Consider the following 25,433-nt stretch of genomic DNA (forward strand, 5'->3'; position numbering starts at 1 on the left):
CGGCACGGAACGCGGGGGCCGCGAAGGGATACGTTCCATGACCCAGCCGGAGCCGAAGCCGCCGCCCGCGCGCGGCGGCACCCAGCCCCAGGAGGCGGACCGGCTGCGCGAGTTGCTTCGCAGCCCCGGATATCTCAGGACCCTGTTGTTCTGCGCCCTGGTCGGCATCCCGGTGTCGCTCGTGGCGTTCTGGTTCCTCGTGGCACTGCACGAGCTGGAACACCTGGTGTGGGCGGACCTGCCGGAGTCACTGGGCTGGTCCGCACCTCCCTGGTGGTGGCCGCTGCCGTTGCTGCCGCTGGCCGGACTCGTCGTCGGCCTGGTCGTCAGCCGTATGCCGGGCGCCGGCGGTCACATCCCCGCACACGGACTCCAGCCGGGCGGAGCCACCTCGAAGGCCCTACCCGGAGTGGTCATCGCGGCGTTGGCCAGTCTGCCGCTCGGTGCGACCCTGGGCCCCGAAGCGCCGCTGATCGCCCTCGGTGGCGGACTGGCCCTGCTGTTCAGACAGCTCACGAGGGCGCCCTCGACCCCGCAGACCATGGCACTCCTCGGGGCGGCGGGTGCTGCAGCCGCCATCTCGGCCATCTTCGGCAACCCGCTGATCGGGGCCGTGCTCCTGATGGAGGTCATCGGGGTGGGCGGGCCCCAGCTGTTCGCGGTCATGCTTCCCGCCCTGCTCTCCAGCGGCGTGGGGGCGCTGGTGTTCACCGGCTTCGGCCGCTGGACCGGGCTGGACACCGCCAGCCTCCGCCTGAAGCTGTCCGGGCCGTTCCCGCACCTGGACGCCGGTGATGTGCTCTGGTCGCTGCTCATCGCCGTCGTCCTCGGCGTCGTGGTGCACCTGATCTTCGCAGGAGGGCTGCGGGCGGCTTCCCTCGTCGCGGCGCGGCCCGTGCCCATGACGGTGCTCCTCGCCCTGTGCGCGGGGATCTGCGGGGCCCTCTATGCCGTGGTCACGGACCGCTCGCCCGCGGACGTCGCCTCGTCCGGCCAGGCCACCATGGTGCAGTTGGCCGCCGACCCGGAAAGCTGGGGGATCGGCGCCCTCGTCGCCGTCCTGGTGTTCAAGGGCGCCGCCTACGCCTTCTGCCTCGGCAGTCTGCGCGGTGGTCCCGTCTTCCCCACGCTCTTCCTCGGCGCGGCGGTGGGCGTCCTGCTGGCGCCGCTCCCCGGTCTCGGTGTCATCCCCGGCATGGCCGCGGGGATGGCCGCGGCCTCCGCCGCGGCGCTCCGGCTGCCGGTGAGCAGCGTGCTCCTGGTCGTGATGCTCCTCGGAAGCGTCGCCATGGTGCCCGTGGTGATCCTGGCGGCCGTGGTCGCCTTCGTCACCCGGGAACTCCTGCCGTCCCGGCACGGACATCCGGTGACGGGGACGCCGCAGCAGCCGACGGGCGCCCGGACACCGAGGACGCCCACGCCATGAGCACTCCCCGGATGACGCCCGATGACTTCCGGGCCCTGTACGTGCGTCTGCGCGAGGAGGCACGGCGGGGTCCGGCCGACCGGCGCGGTGCGCTGAACCACCTCACACCGGCACGGGTGGTGGCGGCGGCCGGCGAGGTCAGGTCCGGCCGCACGGTGTCCCTCGCCGCACCGCTGGAGACCAGGGCGGGCCCGGACAGCCCGGAGCCCGCGGCCCACCGGATGACGGGACCCGACCCGGAGGACATCGGTGCGAAGGGGCTGTATTTCGCCCGGGACCACTTCGCCATGAATGTGCACGGGGACGCGGACAGCCATCTCGACGCCCTGTGCCATGTGCTCTACGACGGTGCGCTCTACAACGGCGTACCGGCCAGCAGCGTGACACCGGACGGCGCCACCGCCCTCTCCGTCGATGTCGTCGAGGACGGCATCGCGGGACGCGGGGTGCTCCTGGACATCCCCCGGCTCAGGGGCGTGCCCTGGCTGGAGCCAGGCGACCTCGTCACCCATGACGACCTGGTCGGCGCGGAGGCCGCGCAGGGCGTCATGGCCGGCGCCGGCGACCTGCTGTTCGTCCGCGTGGGCCATCGCCGCCGCCGCCGGGAGCTCGGCGCCTGGGACTCCTCCGGGGCCCGGGCCGGCCTCCATCCGGAGGCGATGGACTTCCTCGCGCAGAGGCGTGTCGCGGTGCTGGGCAGCGACGGCAACAACGACACCGCCCCGAGCGCGGTGGAAGGGACCGAATTCCCCATCCATGTGCTGGCCATCCAGGCGATGGGGGTGCATCTGATGGACTATCTGCAGTTCGAGGAACTGGCCCCGCTCTGTGCGCAGGAAGGCCGCTGGAGCTTTTTCTGTGTGGTCGCGCCACTGAGGATTCCGCAGGCCACCGGCTCTCCCGTGAACCCGATCGCGATCCTGTGAGCGCGGCAGGACACCGTGGACGACCCCGGTCGCAACACACCGGATCCACCGATATGTTCGATATGTAGGCCATGACCGCGAGGACGGTGGCTGCCGTGAACGACTTCCCCCACTACGACGTGATCGTCATCGGCTCGGGTGCGGGCGGTGGCACTCTCGCCCATCGCATCGCTCCCTCCGGGAAGAAGGTACTCATTCTCGAACGCGGGGACTTCCTCCCCCGGGAGCGGGACAACTGGGACTCCACGGCCGTCTTCGTCAAGGGCAAGTACCGCGCCCCCGAGTTCTGGTACGACAAGCACGGCAACACCTTCCCACCGGAGGTCAACTACTACGTCGGCGGCAACACCAAGTTCTACGGCGCCGCCCTCTTCCGGCTGCGCCCCGAGGACTTCGGCGAGCTGCGCCACCACGACGGCATCTCTCCCGCCTGGCCGATCGGTTACGACGACCTCGAGCCGTACTACACCCAGGCCGAGCACCTCTACCTCGTCCACGGCAGACACGGCGAGGATCCCAGCGAGGGCCGGGCGAGCGCGCAGTACGCCTATCCACCCGTCGAGCACGAGCCGCGCATCCAGCAGTTGAGCGACGATCTCGAGAAGCGCGGACTGCACCCCTTCCATCTGCCCATCGGGGTCAACCTCACCCAGGACGACGGCGGCCGGGCCACCCACACCAGCGTCTGCATCCGCTGCAACAGGGTCGACGGTTTCCCCTGTCTGGTGCGTGGCAAGTCCGACGCACAGGTCGTCTGTGTGGAACCGGCCCTCGAGCACCCCAATGTCGACATGGTGACCAACGCCCGTGCGGTGCGCCTGGAGACCGATGCGACCGGACGCACGGTCCGTACCGTCGTCGCCCAGGTCGGTGACGAATCACCGCCCTCCCACTTCAGCGCCGATGTCGTGGTCGTCGCCTGCGGCGCCGTCAACTCCGCTGCACTGCTGCTCGCTTCGGCCAATGACAAGCATCCCCGCGGTCTGGCGAACAGCTCGGACGTGGTGGGACGGCACTACATGCGGCACAACAACCTGGCACTCATGGCGGTGTCGAAGGAGCCCAACGACACCCAGTTCCAGAAGACCCTCGCGCTCCACGACTGGTACCTGGGTGCCGACGACTGGGACTACCCGCTGGGCGGTATCCAGATGCTCGGCAAGTCGGATGCCGAACAGATCCACGGCGAGGCACCTCGCTGGGCGGGAGCCGTGTCACCGGACATGCCCTTCGAGGTGCTCGCCCACCACGCCGTGGACTTCTGGTTGTGCGGTGAGGACCTGCCCCTCCCGGAGAGCCGGGTCACGCTCGACCGGGACGGCGGCATCCATCTCGCCCTCGACGAGAAGAACAACATCGCAGGCCTCGACCGGCTCCGGCACAAGCTCCAGAGCATGCTGGGCCATCTCGGCATGCACGAGCACCATCTGCTGCCGCACAGCATCTATCTGCACAAGGGCATGCCCATCGGCGCGACCGCACACCAGGCGGGGACGGTGCGTTTCGGGGACGACCCGGCGCGTTCGGCCCTGGACCTCAACTGCAAGGCCCATGATCTCGACAACCTCTACGTGGTGGACACGAGCTTCTTCCCGAGCATCGGCGCCGTCAATCCGTCGTTGACGGCCATGGCCAACGCCCTGCGGGTCGGCGACCACATCGTGGAGCGCCTGCGCGCTTGAGCCGACCGGGGGAAAAGCGACCGTCCAACGGCCCACAGGCCCAGTGCGCTGTCCGCCCGGGTACGTGTACCGGTGGTTCCGTGGCTCGACGTCTGCCCGCGCCACCGCGGCCTGCGGGACCGCAGGCACGTACCCAGGAGGCATCGTGAATTCCCAGGCCAGTGCCGCGCCCTACCCGATCCCGCCGCTGCTGAAGGGACAGAAGGCCCTGGTCACCGGCGCGAATTCCGGAATCGGCAAGGCCACGGCCATCGCGCTCGGCCGGGCGGGCGCCGATGTGGTCGTGAACTACGTGGCCGGTCGGGAGGCTGCCGAGGAGGTCGTCAAGGAGATCACCGGTCTGGGAGTGCGCGCCGCGGCCTACGAGGCGGACGTGTCCCAGGAGGACCAGGTCGTCGCCATGGTCGACCGGATGGTCGAGGAGTTCGGGACGATCGACATCATGGTGGCCAATGCCGGCCTCCAGCGGGATGCCGCTTTCACCGACATGACGCTCGCGCAGTGGCAGAAGGTGCTGGACGTCAATCTCACCGGCCAGTTCCTGTGTGCGCGCGAGGCGACGAAGGAGTTCCTGCGGCGTGGGGTGGTCCCCGAGGTGTCACGCGCCGCCGGGAAGATCATCTGCATGAGTTCCGTGCACCAGATCATCCCCTGGGCGGGCCATGTGAACTACGCCTCCTCCAAGGGCGGCATCCAGATGATGATGGAAACGCTGGCCCAGGAACTGGCGCCGCGGAAGATCAGGGTGAACGCGGTGGCACCAGGCGCCATCAAGACTCCGATCAACACGAGTGCCTGGGAGACCCCGCAAGCCGAGAAGGACCTCCTGACGCTCATCCCCTACGGCCGCGTCGGCGAGCCCGACGACATCGCCCACGCCGTCGTCGGCCTCGCCTCCGACCTGATGGACTACGTCGTGGGCACCACGCTCTACGTGGACGGCGGCATGACCCTCTTCCCCGGGTTCGCCACGGGCGGCTGAACCCCGCCCCGATCCGAACCGATCCGCAGCGGGCTCCGACCACCGAAGGCGCACATGCACAATCTGGTCCAACTGCACGCGGACGCCCTGCTGCTGGCCGACGCGCCCGCCCAAATGCTCCCCGCCAGGGGGCTCATGGCCTTCACGCTGGCCTCCCACATCATCCTGGTACCGATGGGCGTGGCGCTTCCGCTGATCACGCTGATCATGCACTACCGCGGAATGCGCAACAGCGATCCGGTCGCCCTGCTGCTGGCCAGGCGCTGGTCGGCCGTGATGGCCGTCCAGTTCGCCGTAGGTGTCGTGACCGGGACGGTCCTCTCCTTCGAATTCGGCCTGCTCTGGCCCGGGTTGATGGGCAAGTGGGGGGATGTCTTCGGTATCGGATTCGGTGTCGAGGCGTGGGCGTTCTTCCTCGAGGCCGTACTCATCGCCATCTACCTCTACGGCTGGCGCCGGCTGAAACCCCGCACCCATTTCCTGCTCGGCCTGCCACTGCCCGCCACCGCACTGCTCGGTGCGTTCGGCATCCTCGCGGCCAACTCATGGATGAACACCCCGCAGGGATTCACCCTCGACTCCGATGGCAACCCGGTCGACGTGGACATCTGGAAGGCGATCTTCACGCCGATGTTCGGGCCGCAGTACTGGCACTTCGTCGTGGCGATGCTCGTCACGGCCGGATACGTCGTCGCCGGCGTCTACGCCGTCGGCTGGCTGCGCGGCCGCAGGGACCACTACCACCGGATCGGCTTCACCGTCCCCTTCACGCTCGCCGCGGTGTTCACCCCGGTGCAGTTCATGCTCGGTGACTCCATCGCCCGCTCGGTCTTCCACAAGCAGCCCGTGAAGTTCGCCGCGATGGAGATCGTCTGGGAGACCGACACCCATGTGCCGGAGTACATGTTCGGTCGGCTGCACCCCGACGGTAGCGTCTCCGGCGGTATCAGGATTCCCCAACTCGACTCCATTCTCGCGGGATTCAGCCCGGCCACGAAGGTCACCGGGCTCACCTCCGTCCCGGCCGCCGACCGGCCGAACGCCACCCAGGCCACCATTGCCCACTGGGCCTTCGACATCATGGTCGTGATCGGCTCGCTCCTGGTACTGCTCGCCCTCTGGTACGCGTGGTACCGGCTGCGGCAGCGCAGGATGCCCACCTCCCGATGGTTCTTCCGCAGTGCCGCATGCGCCGGAGTCGCCTCGGTGATCGCCGTGGAATGCGGCTGGATCACGACCGAGGTGGGGCGGCAGCCCTGGATCGTCTACCAGAACATGCGGGTTGCCGAAGCCGTCACCGCCACCCGGTCGTCGAGTCTGTGGATCATGTTCGGCGTGGTGATCGTCGTGTACGTGTTCATCTTCGGGTCGTTCCTCGCCCTGCTGCTCAAGATGCGCACCCGCTGGAGACTTGCCGATGCGGAGTCGGCAGCGGGACACCCAGTCGAGGGGCCCGAGACCGACACCCCGTACGGTCCCCGCCCATCGGAGGACGGCGCCCTGGCCGGCCGCGGCAGCCGGACCCGCCCGAAGGGGGACGGCACATCATGACGCTCGCGGGTCTCATCGCCTTCGTGCTGCTGCTCGCGGTGGCCGCCTACGCCTGCGCCGGAGGAACGGACTACGGGGCGGGATTCTGGGACCTGTTCGCGGGCGGCGCGAAGAGCGGCAAACGGCCGCGGTGGCTGATCGACCATGCGATGGCGCCCGTCTGGGAGGTCAACAACGTCTGGCTGATCTTCATCCTGGTCACCATGTGGACCGGGTTCCCCGTGATGTTCCAGACGGTCTTCTCGGCGATGTGGCTGCCGCTCGCACTCGCGGCGGTCGGCATGGTCCTGCGCGGTGCGGGATTCGCCCTGCGCAAACCCATGAAGAGGCTGGCCCGACGGCGGCTCTACGGAGCGGTGTTCGCCATCTCCTCGCTCCTGACCCCGTTCTTCCTCGGCGCCGCCGTGGGCGGTATCGCCTCCGGCCGGGTGGCACCGGGAACCGTGGCCTCGGCCGAGGCCTGGGCCAATCCGACCTCCGTCTTCTTCGGCCTGCTCACCATCGCCTCGACCGCATTCCTCGGAGCCGTGTTCCTCTCCGCCGACGCCGTACGCTTCGACGCCCCGGACCTCGTCCGCTACTTCAGGTACCGGGCACTCGGCAGCCTGGTCGTCGTGGTGGTGCTGGGGGCGGCCGCATTCGCCGTCACCCGCGACGACGCACCCCACGTCTGGCACGGCCTCACCCATGGTGCGGGCCTCGTGTTCGTGGTCCTGGCCGTCGTGTGCGCCGTCGCCACGGGCGTGCTGCTGCTGCGGGCCCGGGGCCCCTGGCCCCGAGTCACCGCCACCGGACTGGTCGCCGCGGCCGTCCTCGCCTGGGGGCTGGCCCAGCGTCCGTACCTCATCCCGACGTCGCTGACCGTGAGGGAGGCGGCGGGTGACCCCACCACGCTGAAATGGCTGGCCTTCGTCACACTCGTCGCGGTGATTCTCGTCGGCCCCGCCGTCTTCCTGCTCTACTGGCTGGACACCCACGGCGAGCTGGAATCGCTCACCGAGACCGACCTGCGCCGGAGCGGCGCCGGCACCCCGGGCGACGGCGACTGACAGGACGCGACGAAGGTGCTCACCGCCGACGAGTTCCTCCTGGGTATCGGGCTGACCGTGCTGCTCGCCGTCGGCTCCCAGATCCTCGCGAGCCGACTGCACATCCCCGCGCTGCTCCTGCTCCTGCCGGCCGGCTTCACCGCGGGCGCACTCACCGACGTCGTCCATCCCGACAGGCTGGCGCCGGAGAACTTCTCGTCACTGGTCTCGCTGTCCGTGGCGGTGATCCTCTACGACGCCGGCCTCGGCCTCGATCTGCGCCAGCTCAAGGGCCGCCCCCGCTCGGTCGTGGCCCGTCTGCTGGTGCTCGGGGTGCTGGTCACCTGGGCGTCGGTCATGTGCGTCGGTCCCGCGCTCTTCGGGGTGCCCCTCGCCGTGGCCCTGATGCTGGGCGTCATCCTCGTCGTGTCGGGACCGACGGTGGTGGGTCCGCTGCTCGACTACGTGCGCCCGTCCGAGCGGGTCAGGCGCATCCTGATCTGGGAGGGCTCGCTCGTCGACCCGGTGGGGGCCATCCTCGGGGCGCTGGTCTTCCACTCGATCCTGACCAGCGGTCTCCAGGCGGGCAAGGGCTTCCACGTCGGTGAGTTCTGCGCGAGCGCAGCGGTCGGACTGGCGGGAGGGGCCGTGGGAACCGGGCTGCTCTGGCTGGCCCTGCACACGCTCCGCCTCGGCGAAACCCTGGGCACCCTGGCCCAACTGGGCGTCGTCGTGGTGGTGTCGGCGGGCTGCGACATCGTCCGCGACGACACGGGCCTCATCGCCGCCATCGTGACCGGGCTGGCGATCGCGAATCTGCGGGGTCTCGACATGCCCGCCCGCCGGCCGTTCTTCGAGACGCTGGTCCAGCTGATCATCGGTCTGCTGTTCGTCACCATCTCGGCCGGTGTCGCCCCCTCGTCCGTCACGCCGGTCCTTCTGCCGGGGCTCGGCCTCATCGCCTTCCTCGTGCTGGTGGTGCGTCCCCTCGTCGCGTACCTCTCCACCTTCGGAGCCGGACTGTCGGGCGGGGAGCGGGCATTCATCGGCTGGATGGCCCCGCGCGGCATCGTCGCCGCCTCCACCGCCTCGGCCTTCGCCGGCACCCTGGCGGACGCCGGACTCGACGGAGCCTCCCAGATCCTCCCGATCACCTTCCTGGTCATCGTGGGGACGGTCCTGGTCTACGCGCTGACCGCGGTGCCGATGGCCAGGTGGCTGGGGGTCGGCCGCTCGGCGCGCACCAGGCCGCTGCTCGTGGGCGGCCAGCCGTGGACCGTGGCCCTGGGGCAGTGCCTGCGCTCCGCCGGGCTCGACGTGCTGATGTGGGCGGGGACCGAGGAGCAGCGCCGGCGGATCAGGGAGGCCGGGATCGCGCTCGCCCCCGGGGAACTGCTGGCGACGGCCACTGCCCCCGGGGCGCAGATCGAAGGGGTGACGTCGGTCTTCCTGCTCACCGACGACGACGACTTCAACGCCCTGGTCTCGGTGGTGGCGGAGGACAGCGTCGAGGAATCGGTGTACCGGGTCGGCCCGCCGGAGGACAGCCCCGGCGCGGTCGCCCGGTACACCGACAGGGACGTCCTGTTCGGGCGGGATCTCGTCCGGCACACCCTCGCCGCGCGCTTCGAGCGGGGCGCGCGCTTCGTGCTCGGCGCGCCGGGCGAAGAGGTGCCCGCCGGATACGACCCCCTGTTCGTGGTGCGGGCCGACGGCCGACTGGATCCGGTGACCGAGTCCCGCGCCGTGGAGCCGGGCGCGCGGGACACGGTCGTGCTGCTCGGTCCGTCCGAGCGCGCGCCCGAGGGACCACCGGCCCCTTGACCGGGGGTTCCTCGGGCGACCGCGGTGCCGCTCAGAAGTCGGGGCTGTGCCCGACGGCGTCGGACGCCTCGGTGCCGTTGCTCCGTGCCCGGTTCAGCTCCTTGTCCAGGGTGAGGGCCGTGTCGATGAACGCGAGATGCGTGAACGCCTGTGGGAAGTTGCCGAGCTGACGTCCGGTCAGATCGATCTCCTCCGAGTACAGGCCCAGATGGTTGGCGTAGGTGAGCATCTTCTCCAGCACCAGCCTCGACTGGTTGAGCCTGCCCGCCCGCGCGAGCGCGTCGACATAGGTGAACGTGCACAGCGAGAAGGTGCCCTCGGAGCCGCGCAGTCCGTCGGGCGAGGCCTCGGGGTTGTAGCGGTAGACGAGGCTGTCGTTCACCAGCTCACGGTCCATGGCGTCCAGGGTGGCGGTCCACATCGGATCGTCCGGGGTGATGAAGCCCACGGTGGACATCCGCAGCAGCGACGAGTCGAGCACCTGCGTCTCGTAGTGCTGCACGAATGCCTGCCGTTCGGAGTCCCAGCCGCGGGTGAGGACCTGTTCGTAGATCTTGTCGCGCTCACCGCTCCACCGCGCGAGCGAGGCGGGGCGGCCGCTGGCGGCGGCCAGTCGCAGTGCCCGGTCGAAGGCGACCCAGGACATCACCCGGCCGTAGGTGAAGTCCTTGCGTCCGCCCCGGGTCTCCCACAGGCCCTCCTCGGGCTGGTCCCAGTGGTCGCTGAGCCAGTCGAGGAGGGTGCGCAGGGACGTCCAGCCGCGGTGGTCGAGCTGGATGCCGCGTTGGTGGGCGAAGAAGATGCTGTCCAGTGCCTCGCCGTAGATGTCCAGTTGGAGCTGATCGGCCGCGCCGTTGCCGATGCGCACCGGGCTGGAGCCCGCGTAGCCCTCCCAGTGGTCGAGGGTCTCCTCGACCAGGTCGGAGGAGCCGTCGACCCGGTACATGATGTTGAGCGGCCCCGAGTCGCCGTCGCTGCCCGCCTTCTCGTGGACCCGGTCGCGCAGCCAGCCGATGAAGGCCGCGGCCTCCTCGGTGAATCCGAGGCCCAGCAGGGCGTAGACGGAGAAGGAGGCGTCGCGGATCCAGGTGAACCGGTAGTCCCAGTTGCGCTCGCCGCCCAGCTGTTCCGGCAGTCCGGCCGTCGGCGCCGCCACGAGGGCTCCGCTCGGCGCGTAGGTCATCAGCTTCAGTGTCACCGCCGAGCGTTCGACGGCCTCCCGCCAGCGGCCGGAATAGCGGGACTTGCTGAGCCAGTTGCGCCAGAACTGGACGGTGTCGTCGAAGAGCTCCATGAACTCGGCGTGGTGGATGTGCCGGGGCGGGCCGTCGGCGAAGGACTCCAGCACCACGCCCCGCTCCTGGCCGGCCTCCAGGGTCAGGGTGAAGTGCATGTCGTGGTCGCCCAGGTCCTGGGGGACCAGCCGCGCGTCACCGGGCTCGCGGACCGCGTGGACGGTCAGTTCCAGGTCGTCGGTGACGAACACGGCGCCGCGCTCCGTGTAGTGGAGCTTGTGCGGGGTGCGGCCGTAGTTGAAGCGCGGTGCGATGTCCACCTGGAAGGTGAGGCTGCCGCGGACACAGCGCAGCAGGCGGACCAGGCGGTGCCGCCTCGTGACCGTGGAGCCCGTCACCGGCATGAAGTCGACGACTTCGCCCGCGCCCGCCTCGGTCATGAAGCGCGTGACGAGCACCGCTGTGTCGGGCAGGTACAACTGCTTGGTGGCGTACGTCCTGTCCACCGGGGCGACCTTGAAGTGCCCGCCATTCTCGCTGTCCAGCAAGGCCCCGAAGATGCTCGGCGAATCGAAGCGCGGGGAGCAGTACCAGTCGATGGTTCCGTGGGTGGTGACGAGCGCCGCGGTCTGCAGATCGCCGATGAGACCGTGGTCCTCGATGAGTGGGTAGTCGCCCATCGTGAGCCCCTTTCGCCCTGGCCCGCAGGCAGGTGCAGCTTCATCAGCTTAGACAATCGATGTATTTCGGGCCCTTCGGGACGATTCGTGCACCTGGGGGCGCGGCACTAACGTGGGAGGGAACTGCACACCAGGTGAGGACCCGGGGGTGCGCACGGTGTTGTCCTGGGCGACGGTGTTCCGGCTGCGGCAGTACATCAAGGCAAGCCTGTGGATCGTTCCGCTGCTCGGCTTCGTGCTCGGCGCGTTCCTCGCCGACGCGGCGGTGCGGCTTGACGGCACGGCGGACCTGCCGTCGGACTGGGAGTACTCCGCGACGACGGCGAGCAGCGTGCTGAGTTCCATCGTCGGTGCGATGGTCGCCCTGCTCGGTTTCGTGGTGACCATCGGGGTGCTGGTCGTGCAGCAGGCGACGGGAACCCTGTCACCCCGCTATATGCGCCTGTGGTACCGGGACCGCCTGCAGAAGTTCGTACTCGCCACCTTCACGGGAACGTTCGCCTTCGCGTTCTCCCTGCTCCGCAGCATCGAGTCGGACTTCGTCCCTGATCTCGGTGTCACCCTGGCAGGAGCGGGCGTCGCGGTGAGCCTGCTCCTCCTGCTCATGTATCTCAACCGCTTCATCCACAACCTGAGGCCCGTGGCCATCGCCACCCTCGTCTCCCGGTCGGGGCAGAAGCTCCTGGCCCGGGGAACAGTCCTGGCCGACCGCGGTACGCTCCGCGCGGCCGCCCCGGCGAACCGGCTGTCCGGTGGTCCGGTGGCCCTGGTCCGCACCGAGCGGGGCGGCGCGATCCAGGGCGTCCATGTGAGGCGGCTGCAGGCCGCGGCGGAACGCCATGACTGCGTGCTGGTGCTGGCACATCAGATCGGGGACTTCCTGCCGCCCGGCGCCACGCTCATGGAGGTCCACGGTACGTCGTCACCCGATCACCGGAAGCTGGCCGGGCTCGTCGCGCTGGGGATCGAGCGGACCATCGAGCAGGACCCGGCCTTCGCGATGCGCATCCTCGTCGATGTCGCGATCCGGGCGCTCTCGCCCGCGGTGAACGACCCCACGACCGCCGTCCAGGTCCTGAACCAGATCGAGGCGCTGCTGCACGCGACGGGCAGGGCGGGGCTCAGCCGCCGCTACATCCTCCACGACGACCGCGGCCTGCCCCGGCTGGTGGTGCCGGGCCGCTCCTGGGAGGACTTCCTCCAGCTGGCCGTGGCCGAGATCCGTGAATACGGCGCGGCCTCGCTCCAGATCTGCCGACGGCTCAGGGCCCTGTTGGAAGGCCTGCTCGAGGTCCTCCCCGAGCAGCATCTCGCCGCGGTCCGGACGGAGCTGCAGCTCCTCGACGAGTCCGTGACGCGTACCTTCACCGATCCCGTCAGGCGGGCGATGGCGCTCGTGCCCGACCGCCAGGGCATCGGGGGGATGTGACCACCACGGATCTCCCGTACCTGGCCCGCCCGCCGGTCGACGGCGGATACGCCCCCCCCCGCAGGGCGATGCGCGGATGGCCCTGAGCCGGAAGGGCGGGCGGACGGCACCGGCCCGCGCGCCGGTCGCCTCGCACCGCTGCGCAGGGCCGCCGGGGTGGCCGGATGGCACAATCGGGCACGGCGGGCGCCGTCCGCCTCCGCCGCCATCCACCACTCGCAGGGACGCCGTGAGCACGTACCGTGACTTCGCACACCGGGGCTCCGCCCGGGCCACCGTCCTGCGGACCGTCGGCACCCGCGAGCGGCGATCGCACCTCACCGCGCCCCGTGTCCCCACCGTGGGCATCGACATCGGCGGGACGAAGGTCATGGCCGGCGTCGTCGACGCCGACGGCGTCATCCTGGAGAAGCTCCGCACCGAGACCCCGGACAAGTCCAAGAGCCCCAAGGTCGTCGAGGACACCATCGTCGAGCTCGTCCTCGACCTCTCGGACCGGCACGATGTGCACGCCGTCGGCATCGGTGCCGCGGGCTGGGTCGACGCCGACCGCTCCAATGTGCTCTTCGCACCCCATCTCGCCTGGCGCAACGAACCGCTGCGCGACTCGCTGCAGAACCGTCTCGCCGTGCCCGTCATGGTCGACAACGACGCCAACACCGCGGCCTGGGCCGAATGGCGCTTCGGCGCCGGCCGGGGCGAGGACCACCTCGTCATGATCACGCTGGGCACCGGCATCGGCGGCGCGATCCTGGAGGGCGGGCAGGTCAAGCGCGGCAAGTACGGTGTCGCCGGTGAGTTCGGTCATATGCAGGTCGTGCCGGGCGGGCACCGCTGCCCCTGCGGAAACCGCGGCTGCTGGGAGCAGTACAGCTCCGGGAACGCCCTGGTCCGCGAGGCCCGTGAGCTGGCCGCTGCCGACTCCCCGGTCGCGTACAACATCATCGAGCGGGTCAAGGGGAACGTCCCCGACATCACGGGGCCGCTGATCACCGAGCTGGCGCGCGAGGGCGACGCGATGTGCGTCGAACTGCTCCAGGACATCGGCCAGTGGCTCGGCGTCGGCATCGCCAACCTCGCCGCCGCCCTCGACCCCTCCTGTTTCGTCATCGGGGGAGGTGTCAGCGCCGCCGACGATCTGCTGATCGGCCCCGCCAGGGACGCGTTCCGCCGCCACCTCACCGGTCGCGGCTACCGGCCGGAGGCGCGCATCGCCCGGGCGCAGCTCGGCCCCGATGCGGGTATGGTCGGTGCCGCCGACCTGGCCCGGCTGGTCGCCCGGCGCTTCCGGCGTGCCAACCGCCGCCGCGTCGAGCGGTACGAGAGATACGAGCGGTACGCCCAGGCCCTGCGCAACCCCGGCGGTCTCGCCGGCGGCGGCACCGGCAGTACCACCCGCACCACCCCCCAGGAACCATCGTCATGACCCTGCCCCGACAGACCGCCCCCAAGGACGAGACCGTGCGTCCTCCGGAGGGCAGACGGCACATGATCCTCCGCCGCTGGCTGACCGCGAGCGTCATCGTGCTCCTCATCGGCATCCCCGCCGGCTATCTGGTGATCTCCGCGGAGCAGAGCCGGGACAGCGGCCGGGACAAGGAGCGGGAGTCATCAGCCACCGGGCTGCGGGACAGCTGGCCGTCCAAGATGAAGCGGAGGGTGTTCGAGGTGCCCATCCCCGCGAAGTCGACCGACGTCGCCTACTACGAGACGTCCAACTGGAAGTCCAGCCGTCTGTACGTCACGTTCCGTACCACGGCCGCGGGGCTCGACCTCTTCCTGAACAGGACCGGCACCAGCCGCTCCGCGCTGAAGACCGGCGAGGTCACCATCGGCGAGCGCGACGCCTCCACCGCAGGATGGGCCTTCGGTCCGGAGTCCCACTGGTCCGGCACCACGTACCGGCAGAAGGAGCCCCGGCCCACTCTGGACATCACCGCGGATCTGACCGATCCGTCCTCGCCCAGGGTCTTTGTCGTCTCGACCGTGACCCCCTGACCCGGAATGACTGCTTCCGCTCACTACTGTGGAGCGGGTGAGTGAGATGCAGACCCAGCCGCACCCGAAGACCCTGCAGTACCGGATCGACGGTCCGGACGACGCACCCGTACTTGTCCTCGGGTCCTCGCTCGGCACCACCTGGCACATGTGGGACCGGCAGATACCGGAGCTGTCCCAGCAGTGGCGGGTTCTTCGCTTCGATCTGCCCGGCCACGGCGGTGCCCCCGCGCACCCCGCCGCCTCGGTGGCCGATCTCGCCGACCGTCTCGTGGGCACGCTCGACGAACTGGGAGTGCACCGCTTCGGGTACGCGGGGTGTTCGATCGGCGGCGCGATCGGCCTCGACCTCGCACTGCGGCTTCCGCACCGGGTCGCCGCGCTGGCAGTGGTCGCCGCCTCGCCCCGCTTCGGGACCGCCGACGAGTTCCGCCGGCGCGGAGTGATCGTCCGTTCCAACGGTCTCGACCCGATGGCGCGTACCGCGCCCGAGAGCTGGTTCACCCCCGCCTTCGCCGCCGCGCAGCCCGCCATCGTCGAGTGGGCGGTCCAGATGGTGCGCACCACCGATCCGGGCTGCTACATCGCCGCCTGCGAGGCACTGGCCGCCTTCGACGTCCGCGCAGAACTGGGCCGGGTCGGGGTTCCCACGCTGGTGCTCGTCGGTTCCGACGACCAGCTCACCGGACCCGCCGAAGCCCGCACCCTCGTCGCGGGCATTCCCGACGCCCGTCTCGCCCTGGTCCCCGGTGCCTCCCACCTGGCCCCCGTGGAGCAGCCCGCGGCCGTCACGGATCTGCTGATGCGCCACTTCTCGACGGCCTGGCAGGACACGCTCACCGCGATCCCGTCGCCGCCCGTGCTGCCCCCCGTCTCGGTGCCCGTCGCCCCGGTCGCCGAGATCGCTCCGGCCGTCGAGCAGCCGCAAGCGTCCGGTGCGACGCGTCCGGACCCCTACGAGGCCGGCCTGAAGGTCCGCCGCGAAGTGCTCGGCGACGCCCATGTGGACCGGGCGCTGGCCCTGGCCGACGACTTCACGGGTGACTTCCAGGAACTGATCACCCGGTATGCCTGGGGTGAGGTCTGGACCCGCGACGGCCTGGACCGCCGCACGCGCAGTGCCGTCACGCTCACCGCCCTGGTCGCGGGCGGCCATCTCGACGAGCTCGTCTTCCATACGCGCGCCGCGCTGCGCAACGGACTGACACCGGCCGAGATCCGCGAGGTCCTCATGCAGACGGCGGTCTACTGCGGCGTACCGGCGGCCAACTCGGCCTTCCGGGTCGCCCAGGCGGTGATCCGCGAGGAGACGACCCCTCGCGGATAGGCCCGCCTCCCGGCCTTGGCCACGGCTCCCGGGCGCCAGCCCTCAGGTACCGGCCCTCGGGCACTGGTCCTCAGGCGCCGGTCCTCGGGCACCGGGCGGATCGCGGACGGGGCCGCCACCGCCCCGCCGCCCGGTTCGCCCGTCCCCGGGTACCGGACGGATCCTGTCCGGGGCCCGGCCACCGGCCGAGGACCGGGCCGGGGCGGAGCCCGCGCCCCGGCCCCTGACGACGACCGGGCGTGGGGTGTGGGGGTCACAGCCCCCGTTCGGGGCGGCGCGGAGCGGGGAAAGATCCGCCTGGGGGCCGGTCGCCGCGGGGCTCCGCGGGCCCGCAGCACGCGAGAGGAAGGTCACCCCGTGAAGCTCACGAAGAAGTCGCACGCCTGCATCCGGCTGGAGAAGGACGGGCGGACGCTCGTCATCGATCCCGGCGCGTTCAGCGAGCAGGACGCCGCAGCAGGCGCGGACGCGGTCCTCGTCACCCACGAGCACCCGGACCACTTCGACGAGGCGCGGCTGCGCGTCGCCCTGGACGCCAATCCGGCCGCAGCCGTCTGGACCCTGCGCAGTGTCGCCGACCGGATCGAGGCCGCCTTCCCCGGCCGGGTGCACACCGTCGGACACGGCGACACCTTCACCGCCGCCGGATTCGACGTGCAGGTGCACGGGGAACTGCACGCCGTCATCCACCCCGATCTGCCCAGGATCACCAATGTCGGCTTCCTCGTGGACGGTTCGGTGTTCCACCCCGGCGACGCCCTGACCATCCCGGAGCAGCCCGTGGAGACACTGATGCTTCCGGTGATGGCTCCCTGGAACAAGGTCTCCGAGGTCATCGAGTACGTACGCGAGGTCAGGCCGAGCCGGGCGATCGACATCCACGACGCCCTGCTGACCGATCTGGCGCGCCCCATCTACGACACGCACATCGGCAATCTGGGCGGCGCCGACCACAGCAGGCTCGCCTCCGGGGATTCCACGGACGTCTGAGCCGTCCCGCGTCGGCGCCCGGGCCCCACGGACGGGCCCCTTGCTGTCGTACCCCCCGGTTACGCTTGCGGCATGCGCATCGCCACCTTCAACGTCAATTCGATCACCGCCCGGCTGCCGAGGCTGCTCGCCTGGCTGGAGAGCAGCGGTACCGATGTGCTGTGCATCCAGGAGACCAAGTGCACGGCAGAGCAGTTTCCCGCCGACGCGCTCAAGGAGCTCGGCTACGAGTCCGCCGTCAACGCCGACGGCCGGTGGAACGGCGTGGCGGTGGTGTCCCGCGTGGGCCTCGACGACGTCGTGAAGGGTCTGCCGGGCGGCCCCGCGTACGGCGGAGTGCAGGAGCCGCGTGCCCTGAGCGCCACATGCGGTCCGGTCCGCGTCTGGTCGGTGTACGTGCCCAACGGCCGGGAGGTCGCGCACGAGCACTATGTGTACAAGCTGGCCTGGCTGGAGGCGCTGAAGGGGGCCGTTGCCGAGGACGCCGCAGATGGTCGTCCGTTCGCGGTCCTCGGCGACTACAACATCGCGCCGACCGACGACGACGTCTGGGATCCGTCCTTCTTCGAGGGGCTGACCCATGTGACCCCGCCGGAGCGGGCCGCCCTCGAGGGCCTGCGGGAGGCCGGGCTCGCCGATGTGGTGCCCCGTCCGCTCAAGTACGACCACCCGTTCACCTACTGGGACTACCGCCAGCTGTCCTTCCCCAAGAACAAGGGCATGCGCATCGATCTGGTGTACGGCAACGAGTCGTTCGCGAAGGCGGTCAAGGACAGTTACGTCGATCGCGAGGAGCGCAAGGGCAAGGGTGCCTCGGACCATGCCCCGGTCGTGGTCGACCTCGATCTCTGAGGCTCCGGGACCCCGGAGGCACAGCCTCCGGGGCGCGTCCCGCGCGCCCTGTGGTGCGCCCGTCCATGGGAATGCGAGGCTGATCCGTATGAACATCCCTTTCTTGGACAACTGGCGCAAAAGGCATGGTGGTGAGCGCGGCGGCCAGGCACTGGCATCCGCCGTCGGGGGCGACCCGGACGGCATTGCGGAGCTGCTCGCCGAGTGTGAGCTGCTGCGGGTCCGGGCAGGGCAGCAGGGGCTGGAACTGGACGACACTCCACGCTCGTTGGAGGAGCTCGACCAGCTCCCGCCGCGCTGGCGGGACGACCCCGAGGAGCTGCCCTGGCTGGGCAACGACGCCGGTCTCTATCTCGGGACCGTGATCGTCCGGACCGTCCGGGGAGCCTCCTGGCACGTCTGGCCGGGCGGCCATCCGGTCGTCCGCCTCGTCTCGGGACGCGAGATCAACGTCGTCGAGGCGGGACTGGACTGGGCGGGGCACGGGTCGCCCGAGCTGTCCCAGGTGTACGCGGAGGCGGCGGAGGCCTGAGTTTGCTACCGCTTATGCCGTATTTATGCGTGTTGGGCGTGAAGTGCCTTGCCGCGATGGATAGTTTGCGCTGACCTCGACCGCCGAGAATGGGGCAGGGCAGCGTATGGGCGTCGATCCTTTGATCGAGCTGTGTGATGTGAACAAGTGTTATGGGCAGGGGTCCCCCCACGCCCCAGGGGGCGCAGGGGGAGAGCGGTAGTCCGAGAGCAGCGGCCCGTGCCGGCGGGAGCCGGAGATCACTTCTCGCGCAGCGGAACCGACACGTACGAGGGGTCGGCGTCGGGCGAGGAGAAGGTCAGCTGTGCGCCGGACGGGTTGTGCTCGATGTAGAGCGGGTCGACGGTGTCGACGACCAGAGCGAGACGGTGGCCGGCCGGTACGTCGTAGGCGGTGGAGAACAGCTCCAGGTCCACGGTGAACGGCCGGCCCGGGGTCTTGTTGTGGAAGGTGTAGGGGGCATTGCTGACCAGCTTGCCGATCCCGAGCGGTCCCACGTCGTAGAGATACGCGACCAGGGTGCCGCTCTCCTTGGTGCTGGTGACCGTGGTGTGCAGCTTTGCCGTCCCTCTGATCCGCTGCTCGGATTCGTACCGCTCGGACTGCCAGACGGCGGCGAACCAGCGCGGCAGCAGTGGGATGGAAGCCATCGGCGGCAGCTTCAGGAACTGGTCCAGGGCACTGGACAGCATCACGACTCCGCCGTTGGCGCCCGAGTCGATGTTCGCGCGGATCTTCTTGGTGCCGCCCAGGGAGATCTTGCGGGAGTCCGCGCCCACCGACTTCCAGTCGGGGTACGTCTCGTAGCCGCCCTCGGAGCGGGACTTGATCCGGACGGGCGCCTCGCGCTGCACGCCGTTGTCCGTGCCCTTGAGATAGTGGTCGAACCAGCGGTGGGCACTGGTCCAGGTGTCATTGGGCAGCCCGAGCAGGCCCGTGCCCTCGGCGGTGGCATGGTCGCCCGGACGGAACTCCAGCCGCTTCGGAACCGTGAGCCTCTCGTAGAACTCGGCGTACTGGTTCGGCGGGAAAATGGTGTCGCCCCAGGCGTTGCCGAGCATGATGGCAGCGCCGTTCCGGTTGATCCGGTCGAGATAGGTCGAGGGGGAGCGCTTCTTCCCCCAGGCGATCATCTCGTCCTCCTTGGCCAGGTTCGACCCGAGGAAGTCCTTCATGAACTGCTGCAGTTCGGGGCTGGGGCGGCCGGTGAGATAGCCCGCGCCGCCGAGCAGCGCGGCAGCCTGGAGATGCTCGGTGCGGCCGCTGTAGATGGAGTCGGGGATGTCGGCCCAGCCGCTCAGTGCTGCGACCGCCTTGATCCGCTCGTCGTGCGCGGCGGCGAGCAGACTGATTCCCGCGCCGTACGACATCCCCGCCATGCCGACCCTGGACGGGTCGGCGGGGGTGTTCGCGAGGGTCCAGTCGATGACCTTGGACGCGTCGGCGATGTCGGGCGGCCCCGCCACCTCGATCTGGCCACCGGACTGCCAGAAGCCCCGTACGTTGTAACTGACCACCACATAGCCGGAGTCGGCCAGCTTCGTGGCCTGGGCGAGGTATTCGACCTGGGGAACACCCCAGCTGGTGGGCAGGACGATCACGGGGTACGTCCGTGAGCCGTCGTCACCCGCTGGGGTGACGACGTTGGCCTTGAGTACGGTGCCGCCGTCGCCTTGGATGTCGACGAACCGTACTCCCGGGTGGCTCGCGGCCTGGGCCGGTGCAGACGGGGCCAGCCCGAAGGCGGCTCCGGCCAGCAGAGCGGCCGAGACGGTCCCGGTCGTCGTGGTGCGCAGGGGCTTGTGGGGGAGTCCCATCGGTCACTCCTGAATCGTGCCAATGCGAAAGTGACCCGACGGTAACCGGCGGGACTTACCTTAGGTAACTGGTCGGTAAGTTACGCGACGGTAACGATTGTCGAACGTCGTGCCGCTGACGGGTTGTTGGCGGGGCCGGCTGGGAGGGTTGCCGCAGACCTGCTGGCGACGGAGCGCCGAACGGCCCCTGCGGGCCGGGTGTTCGTGCTGCTGTCGGGGGTGCCTTGTCCGCCAGTGCGCCGGTTCTGCACCCTGGCGAACCCGGAAGCCAGCAGTCACCGTGGTCACGTACCACGCAGTTCCGGACTCCGCTGCCCGCGAACGGAGAAGTCGTGACCCCTTTCGAGCTCCCGCACGCCCTGCTCGGCGAAGGACCGCACCGAGTCATCGCCGTGCACGGCTGGTTCGCCGACCGCGATGCCTACGCACCCCTGTACCGCGATCTCGACCTCGCCGCGTTCACCTACGCCTTCGTCGATCTGCGCGGCTACGGAGAGGCGATGGGCACGCCGGGCGCCTACACCACCACCGAAGGCGCAGCGGATGTGCTCGCGCTCGCCGGGCGGCTCGGCTGGGACCGCTTCTCGCTCATCGGCCATTCGATGGGCGGATCCGTCGTCCAGCGGGTGACCGCGCTCGCCCCGGAGAAGGTGCGGCGGCTGGTCGGCATCTCACCCGTGCCGGCCGCAGGGCTCCCGATGCCACCGGACCAGTGGGGACTCTTCGCCGACGCGGCCGACCGCCCGGCGAATCGTCGCGCGATCATCGACATCACCACCGGTTCGGTACGCCCCGATGCATGGCTGGACCGCATGGTGCACCGGTCGCTGCGGTGCAGCGACCCCAAGGCGTTCCGGGCCTGGCTCGACTCCTGGGCGGTCGAGGACTTCCACGGTGACGTCGTGGGCTCGACCGTTCCGGCGCTCGCCGTCGTCGGTGCACTCGACCCCGCACTCGGCTCCGGGCTGATGCGCGACACCTGGCTGCGCTGGTACACCCACGGCGAACTGACGGAGTTGCCCTCGGCCGGTCACTACGCCATGGACGAGACTCCGCTCCAGCTGATCCGCACCGTCGAGGACTTCCTCCGGGCGGACGCATGACCTCCGGCACGGGCGGACCGGACGGCCCACCCGTCCCCGATGTGTTCGATCCGCGGATCTATGCCGCCGGGCTGCCCCACGACGCCTTCCGCACCCTGCGCGCGCACCACCCCGTGGCCTGGCAGGAGGAGTACGAGGTGCTGGGCTGGCCGGCCGGGCCGGGCTTCTGGGCGGTCACCCGGCACGCCGATGTGGTCCGGGTGCTCAAGGACGCCGGACGTTTCTCGTCATGGCTCGGCGCGACCCAGATCCGCGACCCGGACCCCTCCGATCTGCCGTTCATCCGCCGCATGATGCTGAATCAGGACCCGGCCTCCTGCCCCGGCCCGGTGCAGGAGGCCGGGTCGGACCACGGCCGGCTGCGGCGGCTGGTGAGCAGGGCCTTCACCCCGGGCAGGATCGACCGCTTCACCGCGGCGGCGCGGGCCCGCGCGCGTGGACTGCTGACAGCGGCCCGGGACTCGGGCCCCGTCGTCGACCTCGTCGCCACCGTCACCGACGACTACGCCCTGCTCAACCTCGCCGATCTGCTCGGCGTGCCGGAGGGCGACCGCGGACTGCTGCTCAAGTGGACCGAACGCGTCATCGCCTACCAGGACCCCGACGAGCCATCCGTGCTGGACAGCGGGGGCAGACCGGTCAATCCGCGCTCGCCCGAGATGCTCGGTGAGATGTTCGGCTACGCCCAGGAGCTCGCGGAGTACAAGCGGCGCGTACCCGCCGACGACGTCATGACCTCGCTCGCCGCGTCCGGTCTGTCGGACGCGGAACTGGAGATGTTCTTCTTCCTGCTCACGGTGGCAGGCAACGACACCGTCCGCAGCGCCGCGCCGGGAGGGTTCCTGGCCCTTGCCGAACACCCGGACCAGCAGCGCCGGCTGCGCGCCGGGGAAGTGGGCGTCGAAACGGCCGTCGACGAGCTGCTCCGCTGGCATCCGCCCGTGCTCTCTTTCCGTCGTACGGCGGCCTGCGACACGGCCGTCGGCGGCCGGAACGTGCGCAGAGGCGACAAGATCGTCGTCTTCCACGCCTCCGCCAACTACGACGAGCGGGCGTTCACCGACCCGTACCGCCTCGAACTGTCCCGCTCGCCGAACCCGCATGTGTCGTTCGGAGGCGGCCCCCATGTCTGCCTCGGGGCGCACTTCGCCCGTCTCCAGCTGCGGGTACTGCACGAAGAGGCGCGGGAGATGCTGCCGTTCGTGGCAGTCGCCGAGCCGCCCGTGCGACTCGTCTCCAACTTCATCAACGGCATCAAGAAGCTGCCGCTCGGCCCGGGCTAGAACGGATCTTCAAAACCGGTCAGGCAGGTCGGGCACGATCCGGAGGAGACGGCCTACCGGACATGCCTACGGGACATGCCTACGGGACACGGCTGCGGGACCACCCTCAGCCCGCGGCGCGGTGGGAGTTGTGGACGGCCGTCGCCGGGGACTGCGCCGCGCGCGTCACATCGCCGACGAGTTCCACGACGTCGGGCCCGTACGCCTGGGTGTTGACCACCTTCAGCAGCAACACGAACGAGTTCGAGCCATGCTTGCGGGCCAGCTTCTCGTGGTGGCGGGCCAGATAGCGGGTGGCCGCCTGGTTGGTGATCGCCCGCTGCCCGCAGAACAGGAACACGGGTCTGCCGCCCTCGCCCGCGGTGAGGCGCGCCAGGAGGACGTACTCGGTGATGCCTGCCTCCAGCGGGTAGCGTTCCGAGCCGATCCGGAACTGGGCGCGGTCGGGGCCCGGCTCCGGATCCACGTTGACCTCCACGCCCGGCAGGAGCGACGAGAGATGGGCGGCCATCCGGCGGTTCGAGTACGGACCGCCGACACAGAACTCCGTGCGCTCGCCGAAGCCCTGCTGTGCGACATCGTGCCGGACGATCTGTGCCTTCGCCCCGCAGTCCTTGATGAGCGCGGAGAGTTCGAGCAGCGCGAACACGTCGAAGCGATGGACCGCGCCCTCGTTGCCCGCCTCCCGGTTGACCACGAGCAGGCACTCGGAGTTTCCCGGCAGACCGAAGAAGGTCTGCTTGCGACGGAGTTTGCGACGCCATAGATAGGTGCGGGCCATCCAGCCGAGCGAGGCACTGATACCGGCGGCCACGACCCCCAGCACGATGTTGCGCAGGTCTTCATTCATGGGCGCGCATGCTAGCGGCCCATATGGAACAGTGTTCGATGCGGTCCTGACGGGGATACCGAGGTGGCGTTACGCTGCGCGCACGTTCGCCGACTGGAGGTACGGATGCGACGCGGTTCCGCTCGTCTTGTCACGATTCCGGCCATCGCGCTGGCGGTGCTCTCGGTGGGCGCCGCAGGGCCGCCGCAGGCCCCGGCCGCAACCGCCCCGGTCAAGGAACCGGTCGCAGCCGGATACGGAGGAGCGGTCGCCAGCGTCGACGCGGACGCCTCCGCCGTCGGCATCGAGGTGCTGCGCAAGGGCGGCAACGCGGTGGACGCCGCGGTGGCGACCGCCGCGGCCCTCGGGGTGACCGAGCCCTACTCGGCGGGTATCGGAGGCGGCGGCTTCTTCGTCTACTACGACGCCAGGTCGAGGAAGGTGCACACGATCGACGGGCGCGAGACCGCGCCGGGGTCGGCGGACGAGTCCCTCTTCCTGGAGAACGGCAAGCCCATACCCTTCGAGGAGGGCGTCACCAGCGGCCTCGGCGTCGGCACTCCCGGTACACCGGCGACCTGGGACGCGGCTCTCGACGCCTGGGGAAGCCGACCGCTGCGGCACCTGCTGAAGCCGGCCGAACGACTCGCGAAGGACGGCTTCACCGTCGATGAGACGTTCCGTTCCCAGACCCGGTCCAACGAGGCGCGCTTCCGGGACTTCCCGGCCACGGCCGAGCTGTTCCTGCCGGGCGGGCAGTTGCCGGTCGTGGGCTCGGTGTTCAGAAATCCCGGCCTCGCGCGCACCTACGCGGAGCTCGGGCGCAACGGGACCGCGGCGCTCTACAAGGGCCCGATCGCACGCGACATCGTCAACACCGTGCGCGGGCCGGAGGTCCGGGACGGCGCCACACGTGTGGTGCGGCCCGGTGATCTGACGCTGAGGGATCTGGCGGCGTACGAGACCGAGCGGCGCAGGCCGACGAAGATCTCGTACCGCGGGCTGGACGTGTACGGCATGGGGCCCGCCTCGTCGGGCGGCACGAGCGTGGGCGAGGCGCTGAACATCCTCGAGCGGACGGATCTTGCGGCAGTCTCCGAGACGGCGTATCTGCATCGCTTCATCGAGGCCGCCAGGATCGCCTTCGCCGACCGCGGCCGCTGGGTCGGCGACCCGGCCTTCGAGGACGTACCGGTACGGGAGCTGCTGTCCCAGCGGTACGCGAACGCGCGGGAGTGCCTGATCCGCGACGACGCCGTGCTCACCAGCCCGCTCGCTCCCGGCGACCCGAGGAAACCGGCGGCATGCGCGAGCGGCGGCACCGCTGCGCCGACGACGTACGAGGGCGAGAACACGACGCATCTCACCGCCGCCGACAAGTGGGGCAACGTCGTCGCCTACACACTGACGATCGAATCGACGGGCGGAAGCGGTATCACGGTGCCCGGGAGGGGCTTCCTGCTCAACAACGAGCTGACCGATTTCTCCTTCGCCCCGGCCAACCCCGCGGTCCACGACCCCAACCTCCCCGGGCCCGGCAAGCGCCCCCGCTCCTCGATCTCCCCGACGATCGTCCTCGACCACCGCGACAGGCCCGTGCTGGCACTCGGATCACCCGGTGGGGCGACGATCATCACCACCGTCCTGCAGACACTGACGGGCGTGGTCGACCGCGGCCTTCCCCTGGTGGACGCCATCGCGGCCCCGCGCGCCAGTCAGCGCAACCAGGGGACGACCGAGCTGGAACCGGGACTGTGGAACAGCCCCCTGCGGGCCGGGCTGGAGTCGCTCGGCCATGCCTTCCGGCAGAACCCCGAGATCGGCGCGGCGACAGGGGTGCAGCGGCTGCCGGACGGGCGCTGGCTCGCGGCGGCCGAGAAGGTGCGCCGCGGCGGGGGCTCGGCGATGGTGGTGCGGCCGAGCGGCACTCCGTAACGGC

Annotated in this window: 20 protein-coding genes; 17 read left to right on the forward strand and 3 right to left on the reverse strand. The window is 70.1% G+C overall.

Annotated features, from left to right (window positions below):
* The first annotated feature begins 37 nt into the window (after positions 1–37).
* From AC068D_RS01575 to AC068D_RS01605, 7 genes are all read left to right on the forward strand, one after another.
* The gene (locus tag AC068D_RS01575; protein WP_478820884.1) at positions 38–1,426 is read left to right on the forward strand and encodes a chloride channel protein; all 1,389 of its coding nucleotides are present in this window, start codon (positions 38–40) and stop codon (positions 1,424–1,426) included.
* Positions 1,423–2,352, forward strand: a complete 930-nt coding sequence (locus AC068D_RS01580) for a cyclase family protein (protein ID WP_478820885.1) — start codon at positions 1,423–1,425, stop codon at positions 2,350–2,352. Before AC068D_RS01575 ends, AC068D_RS01580 begins: the two co-directional genes overlap by 4 nt.
* A gap of 71 nt (positions 2,353–2,423) precedes the next feature.
* Positions 2,424–4,034 carry a GMC oxidoreductase gene (locus tag AC068D_RS01585; protein ID WP_478820886.1) on the forward strand — a complete coding sequence of 537 codons (1,611 nt, stop codon included), beginning with the start codon at positions 2,424–2,426 and terminating at the stop codon, positions 4,032–4,034.
* 187 nt (positions 4,035–4,221) lie between these two features.
* Positions 4,222–5,016, forward strand: coding sequence for an SDR family oxidoreductase (locus AC068D_RS01590; protein ID WP_478821377.1), 795 nt, complete (start codon positions 4,222–4,224; stop codon positions 5,014–5,016).
* A 54-nt stretch (positions 5,017–5,070) separates the two neighbouring features.
* The gene (locus tag AC068D_RS01595) at positions 5,071–6,567 is read left to right on the forward strand and encodes a cytochrome ubiquinol oxidase subunit I (protein ID WP_478820887.1); all 1,497 of its coding nucleotides are present in this window, start codon (positions 5,071–5,073) and stop codon (positions 6,565–6,567) included.
* Complete coding sequence (locus tag AC068D_RS01600) at positions 6,564–7,616, forward strand: cytochrome d ubiquinol oxidase subunit II (RefSeq protein ID WP_478820888.1); 1,053 nt, start codon at positions 6,564–6,566, stop codon at positions 7,614–7,616. The genes AC068D_RS01595 and AC068D_RS01600 overlap by 4 nt, the downstream gene beginning before the upstream one ends.
* A gap of 15 nt (positions 7,617–7,631) precedes the next feature.
* Positions 7,632–9,419 (forward strand): cation:proton antiporter, encoded by a 1,788-nt coding sequence (locus tag AC068D_RS01605; RefSeq protein ID WP_478820889.1) that lies wholly within the window; start codon positions 7,632–7,634, stop codon positions 9,417–9,419.
* A 31-nt stretch (positions 9,420–9,450) separates the two neighbouring features.
* On the opposite strand, the gene AC068D_RS01610 is transcribed toward AC068D_RS01605, so the two are convergent.
* Positions 9,451–11,334, reverse strand: coding sequence for a glycoside hydrolase family 15 protein (locus tag AC068D_RS01610; protein ID WP_478820890.1), 1,884 nt, complete (start codon positions 11,332–11,334; stop codon positions 9,451–9,453).
* Between the two features lie 148 nt (positions 11,335–11,482).
* On the opposite strand from AC068D_RS01610, the gene AC068D_RS01615 reads away from it, so the two are divergent.
* From AC068D_RS01615 to AC068D_RS01645, 7 genes are all read left to right on the forward strand, one after another.
* The gene (locus AC068D_RS01615; RefSeq protein WP_478820891.1) at positions 11,483–12,763 is read left to right on the forward strand and encodes a DUF2254 domain-containing protein; all 1,281 of its coding nucleotides are present in this window, start codon (positions 11,483–11,485) and stop codon (positions 12,761–12,763) included.
* A gap of 229 nt (positions 12,764–12,992) precedes the next feature.
* Complete coding sequence (locus AC068D_RS01620; protein WP_478820892.1) at positions 12,993–14,189, forward strand: ROK family glucokinase; 1,197 nt, start codon at positions 12,993–12,995, stop codon at positions 14,187–14,189.
* A complete protein-coding gene (locus AC068D_RS01625) occupies positions 14,186–14,761 on the forward strand; it encodes a hypothetical protein (protein WP_478820893.1) in 576 nt (191 codons plus the stop codon). Before AC068D_RS01620 ends, AC068D_RS01625 begins: the two co-directional genes overlap by 4 nt.
* A gap of 46 nt (positions 14,762–14,807) precedes the next feature.
* Positions 14,808–16,088, forward strand: coding sequence for a bifunctional 3-oxoadipate enol-lactonase/4-carboxymuconolactone decarboxylase PcaDC (gene pcaDC, locus AC068D_RS01630; RefSeq protein ID WP_478821378.1), 1,281 nt, complete (start codon positions 14,808–14,810; stop codon positions 16,086–16,088).
* 357 nt (positions 16,089–16,445) lie between these two features.
* Positions 16,446–17,078, forward strand: coding sequence for an MBL fold metallo-hydrolase (locus AC068D_RS01635; protein ID WP_478820894.1), 633 nt, complete (start codon positions 16,446–16,448; stop codon positions 17,076–17,078).
* A gap of 72 nt (positions 17,079–17,150) precedes the next feature.
* On the forward strand, positions 17,151–17,930 hold the full coding sequence (locus AC068D_RS01640; protein WP_478820895.1) for an exodeoxyribonuclease III: 780 nt from the start codon (positions 17,151–17,153) through the stop codon (positions 17,928–17,930).
* A gap of 88 nt (positions 17,931–18,018) precedes the next feature.
* Positions 18,019–18,462 carry a DUF6278 family protein gene (locus AC068D_RS01645; protein ID WP_478820896.1) on the forward strand — a complete coding sequence of 148 codons (444 nt, stop codon included), beginning with the start codon at positions 18,019–18,021 and terminating at the stop codon, positions 18,460–18,462.
* A 239-nt stretch (positions 18,463–18,701) separates the two neighbouring features.
* On the opposite strand, the gene AC068D_RS01650 is transcribed toward AC068D_RS01645, so the two are convergent.
* On the reverse strand, positions 18,702–20,279 hold the full coding sequence (locus AC068D_RS01650) for an alpha/beta fold hydrolase (RefSeq protein ID WP_478820897.1): 1,578 nt from the start codon (positions 20,277–20,279) through the stop codon (positions 18,702–18,704).
* A 332-nt stretch (positions 20,280–20,611) separates the two neighbouring features.
* Here AC068D_RS01650 and AC068D_RS01655 point away from each other — a divergent pair, with 332 nt between their 5' ends.
* Together AC068D_RS01655 and AC068D_RS01660 are read left to right on the forward strand one after the other, a co-directional pair.
* Positions 20,612–21,382, forward strand: a complete 771-nt coding sequence (locus AC068D_RS01655) for an alpha/beta fold hydrolase (protein ID WP_478820898.1) — start codon at positions 20,612–20,614, stop codon at positions 21,380–21,382.
* Positions 21,379–22,665 carry a cytochrome P450 gene (locus AC068D_RS01660; RefSeq protein ID WP_478820899.1) on the forward strand — a complete coding sequence of 429 codons (1,287 nt, stop codon included), beginning with the start codon at positions 21,379–21,381 and terminating at the stop codon, positions 22,663–22,665. The genes AC068D_RS01655 and AC068D_RS01660 overlap by 4 nt, the downstream gene beginning before the upstream one ends.
* Before the next feature lie 106 nt (positions 22,666–22,771).
* Here the strand turns inward: AC068D_RS01660 and AC068D_RS01665 are convergent, their stop codons facing one another.
* Positions 22,772–23,515, reverse strand: a complete 744-nt coding sequence (locus tag AC068D_RS01665; RefSeq protein WP_478820900.1) for a hypothetical protein — start codon at positions 23,513–23,515, stop codon at positions 22,772–22,774.
* A 105-nt stretch (positions 23,516–23,620) separates the two neighbouring features.
* Between AC068D_RS01665 and ggt the strand changes: the two genes are divergently transcribed.
* Complete coding sequence (gene ggt / locus AC068D_RS01670) at positions 23,621–25,429, forward strand: gamma-glutamyltransferase (protein WP_478820901.1); 1,809 nt, start codon at positions 23,621–23,623, stop codon at positions 25,427–25,429.
* Positions 25,430–25,433 lie beyond the last annotated feature (4 nt).

The sequence above is a fragment of the Streptomyces sp. NPDC043861 genome (genome assembly GCF_056435905.1).

What these genes read in the sequence shown, in the direction of transcription:
- AC068D_RS01575 (WP_478820884.1), top strand. Translation starts at nt 38, where the DNA reads ATGACCCAGCCGGAGCCGAAGCCGCCGCCCGCGCGCGGCGGCACCCAG.
- AC068D_RS01580 (WP_478820885.1), top strand. Translation starts at nt 1,423, where the DNA reads ATGAGCACTCCCCGGATGACGCCCGATGACTTCCGGGCCCTGTACGTG.
- AC068D_RS01585 (WP_478820886.1), top strand. Translation starts at nt 2,424, where the DNA reads ATGACCGCGAGGACGGTGGCTGCCGTGAACGACTTCCCCCACTACGAC.
- AC068D_RS01595 (WP_478820887.1), top strand. Translation starts at nt 5,071, where the DNA reads ATGCACAATCTGGTCCAACTGCACGCGGACGCCCTGCTGCTGGCCGAC.
- AC068D_RS01600 (WP_478820888.1), top strand. Translation starts at nt 6,564, where the DNA reads ATGACGCTCGCGGGTCTCATCGCCTTCGTGCTGCTGCTCGCGGTGGCC.
- AC068D_RS01610 (WP_478820890.1), bottom strand. Translation starts at nt 11,334, where the DNA reads ATGGGCGACTACCCACTCATCGAGGACCACGGTCTCATCGGCGATCTG.
- AC068D_RS01625 (WP_478820893.1), top strand. Translation starts at nt 14,186, where the DNA reads ATGACCCTGCCCCGACAGACCGCCCCCAAGGACGAGACCGTGCGTCCT.
- pcaDC (WP_478821378.1), top strand. Translation starts at nt 14,808, where the DNA reads ATGCAGACCCAGCCGCACCCGAAGACCCTGCAGTACCGGATCGACGGT.
- AC068D_RS01640 (WP_478820895.1), top strand. Translation starts at nt 17,151, where the DNA reads ATGCGCATCGCCACCTTCAACGTCAATTCGATCACCGCCCGGCTGCCG.
- AC068D_RS01645 (WP_478820896.1), top strand. Translation starts at nt 18,019, where the DNA reads ATGAACATCCCTTTCTTGGACAACTGGCGCAAAAGGCATGGTGGTGAG.
- AC068D_RS01650 (WP_478820897.1), bottom strand. Translation starts at nt 20,279, where the DNA reads ATGGGACTCCCCCACAAGCCCCTGCGCACCACGACGACCGGGACCGTC.
- AC068D_RS01660 (WP_478820899.1), top strand. Translation starts at nt 21,379, where the DNA reads ATGACCTCCGGCACGGGCGGACCGGACGGCCCACCCGTCCCCGATGTG.
- AC068D_RS01665 (WP_478820900.1), bottom strand. Translation starts at nt 23,515, where the DNA reads ATGAATGAAGACCTGCGCAACATCGTGCTGGGGGTCGTGGCCGCCGGT.
- ggt (WP_478820901.1), top strand. Translation starts at nt 23,621, where the DNA reads ATGCGACGCGGTTCCGCTCGTCTTGTCACGATTCCGGCCATCGCGCTG.